Annotated in this window: 9 protein-coding genes; all 9 read right to left on the reverse strand. The window is 44.6% G+C overall.

The features are described 5' to 3' along the window. Positions 1–865, reverse strand: an 865-nt coding sequence (locus tag D187_RS59730) for a replication endonuclease (RefSeq protein ID WP_497463188.1), incomplete at its 3' end; no start/stop codon positions are given. 36 nt (positions 866–901) lie between these two features. Further along, complete coding sequence (locus tag D187_RS59735) at positions 902–1,888, reverse strand: Minor spike protein (protein ID WP_000466547.1); 987 nt, start codon at positions 1,886–1,888, stop codon at positions 902–904. 8 nt (positions 1,889–1,896) lie between these two features. Beyond that, positions 1,897–2,424 (reverse strand): hypothetical protein, encoded by a 528-nt coding sequence (locus tag D187_RS59740; protein WP_000487867.1) that lies wholly within the window; start codon positions 2,422–2,424, stop codon positions 1,897–1,899. A 110-nt stretch (positions 2,425–2,534) separates the two neighbouring features. Further along, positions 2,535–3,818, reverse strand: a complete 1,284-nt coding sequence (locus D187_RS59745) for a major capsid protein (protein ID WP_000065572.1) — start codon at positions 3,816–3,818, stop codon at positions 2,535–2,537. A gap of 36 nt (positions 3,819–3,854) precedes the next feature. Further along, positions 3,855–3,971 (reverse strand): phage DNA packaging protein J, encoded by a 117-nt coding sequence (locus tag D187_RS59750; protein WP_000033471.1) that lies wholly within the window; start codon positions 3,969–3,971, stop codon positions 3,855–3,857. Further along, positions 3,971–4,429: a scaffolding protein D gene (locus D187_RS59755; protein WP_000084700.1), complete on the reverse strand. Its 459-nt coding sequence runs from the start codon at positions 4,427–4,429 to the stop codon at positions 3,971–3,973. The genes D187_RS59750 and D187_RS59755 overlap by 1 nt, the downstream gene beginning before the upstream one ends. After that, positions 4,426–4,665 carry a phage DNA packaging protein C gene (locus D187_RS59760; RefSeq protein WP_016670801.1) on the reverse strand — a complete coding sequence of 80 codons (240 nt, stop codon included), beginning with the start codon at positions 4,663–4,665 and terminating at the stop codon, positions 4,426–4,428. The genes D187_RS59755 and D187_RS59760 overlap by 4 nt, the downstream gene beginning before the upstream one ends. After that, on the reverse strand, positions 4,598–4,750 hold the full coding sequence (locus D187_RS59765) for a hypothetical protein (RefSeq protein ID WP_435988044.1): 153 nt from the start codon (positions 4,748–4,750) through the stop codon (positions 4,598–4,600). The genes D187_RS59760 and D187_RS59765 overlap by 68 nt, the downstream gene beginning before the upstream one ends. Then, positions 4,683–5,357: replication endonuclease (locus tag D187_RS59770; protein WP_155893857.1), on the reverse strand; the 675-nt coding region annotated here is incomplete at its 5' end. The genes D187_RS59765 and D187_RS59770, both read right to left, overlap by 68 nt.

Raw genomic sequence — 5,357 nt, forward strand, 5'->3', positions numbered from 1 at the left:
GGTCAACGCTACCTGTAGGAAGTGTCCGCATAAAGTGCACCGCATGGAAATGAAGACGGCCATTAGCTGTACCATACTCAGGCACACAAAAATACTGATAGCAGTCGGCGTGTGAATCATTAGCCTTGCGACCCTCGGCAGCAAGAACCATACGACCAATATCACGAAAATAGTCACGCAAAGCATTGGGATTATCATAAAACGCCTCTAATCGGTCGTCAGCCAACGTGAGAGTGTCAAAAACGATAAACCAACCATCAGCATGAGCCTGTCGCATTGCATTCATCAAACGCTGAATAGCAAAGCCTCTACGCGATTTCATAGTGGAGGCCTCCAGCAATCTTGAACACTCATCCTTAATACCTTTCTTTTTGGGGTAATTATACTCATCGCGAATATCCTTAAGAGGGCGTTCAGCAGCCAGCTTGCGGCAAAACTGCGTAACCGTCTTCTCGTTCTCTAAAAACCATTTTTCGTCCCCTTCGGGGCGGTGGTCTATAGTGTTATTAATATCAAGTTGGGGGAGCACATTGTAGCATTGTGCCAATTCATCCATTAACTTCTCAGTAACAGATACAAACTCATCACGAACGTCAGAAGCAGCCTTATGGCCGTCAACATACATATCACCATTATCGAACTCAACGCCCTGCATACGAAAAGACAGAATCTCTTCCAAGAGCTTGATGCGGTTATCCATCTGCTTATGGAAGCCAAGCATTGGGGATTGAGAAAGAGTAGAAATGCCACAAGCCTCAATAGCAGGTTTAAGAGCCTCGATACGCTCAAAGTCAAAATAATCAGCGTGACATTCAGAAGGGTAATAAGAACGAACCATAAAAAAGCCTCCAAGATTTGGAGGCATGAAAACATACAATTGGGAGGGTGTCAATCCTGACGGTTATTTCCTAGACAAATTAGAGCCAATACCATCAGCTTTACCGTCTTTCCAGAAATTGTTCCAAGTATCGGCAACAGCTTTATCAATACCATGAAAAATATCAACCACACCAGAAGCAGCATCAGTGACGACATTAGAAATATCCTTTGCAGTAGCGCCAATATGAGAAGAGCCATACCGCTGATTCTGCGTTTGCTGATGAACTAAGTCAACCTCAGCACTAACCTTGCGAGTCATTTCTTTGATTTGGTCATTGGTAAAATACTGACCAGCCGTTTGAGCTTGAGTAAGCATTTGGCGCATAATCTCGGAAACCTGCTGTTGCTTGGAAAGATTGGTGTTTTCCATAATAGACGCAACGCGAGCAGTAGACTCCTTCTGTTGATAAGCAAGCATCTCATTTTGTGCATATACCTGGTCTTTCGTATTCTGGCGTGAAGTCGCCGACTGAATGCCAGCAATCTCTTTTTGAGTCTCATTTTGCATCTCGGCAATCTCTTTCTGATTGTCCAGTTGCATTTTAGTAAGCTCTTTTTGATTCTCAAATCCGGCGTCAACCATACCAGCAGAGGAAGCATCAGCACCAGCACGCTCCCAAGCATTAAGCTCAGGAAATGCAGCAGCAAGATAATCACGAGTATCCTTTCCTTTATCAGCGGCAGACTTGCCACCAAGTCCAACCAAATCAAGCAACTTATCAGAAACGGCAGAAGTGCCAGCCTGCAACGTACCTTCAAGAAGTCCTTTACCAGCTTTAGCCATAGCACCAGAAACAAAACTAGGGACGGCCTCATCAGGGTTAGGAACATTAGAGCCTTGAATGGCAGATTTAATACCAGCATCACCCATGCCTACAGTATTGTTATCGGTAGCAAGCACATCACCTTGAATGCCACCGGAGGCGGCTTTTTGACCGCCTCCAAACAATTTAGACATGGCGCCACCAGCAAGAGCAGAAGCAATACCGCCAGCAATAGCACCAAACATAAATCACCTCACTTAAGTGGCTGGAGACAAATAATCTCTTTAATAACCTGATTCAGCGAAACCAATCCGCGGCATTTAGTAGCGGTAAAGTTAGACCAAACCATGAAACCAACATAAACATTATTGCCCGGCGTACGGGGAAGGACGTCAATAGTCACACAGTCCTTGACGGTATAATAACCACCATCATGGCGACCATCCAAAGGATAAACATCATAGGCAGTCGGGAGGGTAGTCGGAACCGAAGAAGACTCAAAGCGAACCAAACAGGCAAAAAATTTAGGGTCGGCATCAAAAGCAATATCAGCACCAACAGAAACAACCTGATTAGCGGCGTTGACAGATGTATCCATCTGAATGCAATGAAGAAAACCACCATTACCAGCATTAACCGTCAAACTATCAAAATATAACGTTGACGATGTAGCTTTAGGTGTCTGTAAAACAGGTGCCGAAGAAGCTGGAGTAACAGAAGTGAGAACCAGCTTATCAGAAAAAAAGTTTGAATTATGGCGAGAAATAAAAGTCTGAAACATGATTAAACTCCTAAGCAGAAAACCTACCGCGCTTCGCTTGGTCAACCCCTCAGCGGCAAAAATTAAAATTTTTACCGCTTCGGCGTTATAACCTCACACTCAATCTTTTATCACGAAGTCATGATTGAATCGCGAGTGGTCGGCAGATTGCGATAAACGGTCACATTAAATTTAACCTGACTATTCCACTGCAACAACTGAACGGACTGGAAACACTGGTCATAATCATGGTGGCGAATAAGTACGCGTTCTTGCAAATCACCAGAAGGCGGTTCCTGAATGAATGGGAAGCCTTCAAGAAGGTGATAAGCAGGAGAAACATACGAAGGCGCATAACGATACCACTGACCCTCAGCAATCTTAAACTTCTTAGACGAATCACCAGAACGGAAAACATCCTTCATAGAAATTTCACGCGGCGGCAAGTTGCCATACAAAACAGGGTCGCCAGCAATATCGGTATAAGTCAAAGCACCTTTAGCGTTAAGGTACTGAATCTCTTTAGTCGCAGTAGGCGGAAAACGAACAAGCGCAAGAGTAAACATAGTGCCATGCTCAGGAACAAAGAAACGCGGCACAGAATGTTTATAGGTCTGTTGAACACGACCAGAAAACTGGCCTAACGACGTTTGGTCAGTTCCATCAACATCATAGCCAGATGCCCAGAGATTAGAGCGCATGACAAGTAAAGGACGGTTGTCAGCGTCATAAGAGGTTTTACCTCCAAATGAAGAAATAACATCATGGTAACGCTGCATGAAGTAATCACGTTCTTGGTCAGTATGCAAATTAGCATAAGCAGCTTGCAGACCCATAATGTCAATAGATGTGGTAGAAGTCGTCATTTGGCGAGAAAGCTCAGTCTCAGGAGGAAGCGGAGCAGTCCAAATGTTTTTGAGATGGCAGCAACGGAAACCATAACGAGCATCATCTTGATTAAGCTCATTAGGGTTAGCCTCGGTACGGTCAGGCATCCACGGCGCTTTAAAATAGTTGTTATAGATATTCAAATAACCCTGAAACAAATGCTTAGGGATTTTATTGGTATCAGGGTTAATCGTGCCAAGAAAAGCGGCATGGTCAATATAACCAGTAGTGTTAACAGTCGGGAGAGGAGTGGCATTAACACCATCCTTCATGAACTTAATCCACTGTTCACCATAAACGTGACGATGAGGGACATAAAAAGTAAAAATGTCTACAGTAGAGTCAATAGCAAGGCCACGACGCAATGGAGAAAGACGGAGAGCGCCAACGGCGTCCATCTCGAAGGAGTCGCCAGCGATAACCGGAGTAGTTGAAATGGTAATAAGACGACCAATCTGACCAGCAAGGAAGCCAAGATGGGAAAGGTCATGCGGCATACGCTCGGCGCCAGTTTGAATATTAGACATAATTTATCCTCAAGTAAGGGGCCGAAGCCCCTGCAATTAAAATTGTTGACCACCTACATACCAAAGACGAGCGCCTTTACGCTTGCCTTTAGTACCTCGCAACGGCTGCGGACGACCAGGGCGAGCGCCAGAACGTTTTTTACCTTTAGACATTACATCACTCCTTCTGCACGTAATTTTTGACGCACGTTTTCTTCTGCGTCAGTAAGAACGTCAGTGTTTCCTGCGCGTACACGCAAGGTAAACGCGAACAATTCAGCGGCTTTAACCGGACGCTCGACGCCATTAATAATGTTTTCCGTAAATTCAGCGCCTTCCATGATGAGACAGGCCGTTTGAATGTTGACGGGATGAACATAATAAGCAATGACGGCAGCAATAAACTCAACAGGAGCAGGAAAGCGAGGGTATCCTACAAAGTCCAGCGTACCATAAACGCAAGCCTCAACGCAGCGACGAGCACGAGAGCGGTCAGTAGCAATCCAAACTTTGTTACTCGTCAGAAAATCGAAATCATCTTCGGTTAAATCCAAAACGGCAGAAGCCTGAATGAGCTTAATAGAGGCCAAAGCGGTCTGGAAACGTACGGATTGTTCAGTAACTTGACTCATGATTTCTTACCTATTAGTGGTTGAACAGCATCGGACTCAGATAGTAATCCACGCTCTTTTAAAATGTCAACAAGAGAATCTCTACCATGAACAAAATGTGACTCATATCTAAACCAGTCCTTGACGAACGTGCCAAGCATATTAAGCCACTTCTCCTCATCCAACGCGTCAGTTTTTGACAGAATCGTTAGTTGATGGCGAAAGGTCGCAAAGTAAGAGCTTCTCGAGCTGCGCAAGGATAGGTCGAATTTTCTCATTTTCCGCCAGCAGTCCACTTCGATTTAATTCGTAAACAAGCAGTAGTAATTCCTGCTTTATCAAGATAATTTTTCGACTCATCAGAAATATCCGAAAGTGTTAACTTCTGCGTCATGGAAGCGATAAAACTCTGCAGGTTGGATACGCCAATCATTTTTATCGAAGCGCGCATAAATTTGAGCAGATTTGTCGTCACAGGTTGCGCCGCCAAAACGTCGGCTACAGTAACTTTTCCCAGCCTCAATCTCATCTCTCTTTTTGCGTTCTGCTTCAATATCTGGTTGAACGGCGTCGCGTCGTAACCCAGCTTGGTAAGTTGGATTAAGCACTCCGTGGACAGATTTGTCATTGTGAGCATTTTCATCCCGAAGTTGCGGCTCATTCTGATTCTGAACAGCTTCTTGGGAAGTAGCGACAGCTTGGTTTTTAGTGAGTTGTTCCATTCTTTAGCTCCTAGACCTTTAGCAGCAAGGTCCATATCTGACTTTTTGTTAACGTATTTAGCCACATAGAAACCAACAGCCATATAACTGGTAGCTTTAAGCGGCTCACCTTTAGCATCAACAGGCCACAACCAACCAGAACGTGAAAAAGCGTCCTGCGTGTAGCGAACTGCGATGGGCATACTGTAACCATAAGGCCACGTATTTTGCAAGCTATTTAACTGGAT

The organism is Cystobacter fuscus DSM 2262, from assembly GCF_000335475.2.
GTDB lineage: Bacteria > Myxococcota > Myxococcia > Myxococcales > Myxococcaceae > Cystobacter > Cystobacter fuscus.

Bases quoted from the DNA above. Each gene is read 5' to 3' on its own strand.
- D187_RS59735 (WP_000466547.1), bottom strand. From the start codon at position 1,888: ATGTTTGGTGCTATTGCTGGCGGTATTGCTTCTGCTCTTGCTGGTGGC.
- D187_RS59740 (WP_000487867.1), bottom strand. From the start codon at position 2,424: ATGTTTCAGACTTTTATTTCTCGCCATAATTCAAACTTTTTTTCTGAT.
- D187_RS59745 (WP_000065572.1), bottom strand. From the start codon at position 3,818: ATGTCTAATATTCAAACTGGCGCCGAGCGTATGCCGCATGACCTTTCC.
- D187_RS59750 (WP_000033471.1), bottom strand. From the start codon at position 3,971: ATGTCTAAAGGTAAAAAACGTTCTGGCGCTCGCCCTGGTCGTCCGCAG.
- D187_RS59755 (WP_000084700.1), bottom strand. From the start codon at position 4,429: ATGAGTCAAGTTACTGAACAATCCGTACGTTTCCAGACCGCTTTGGCC.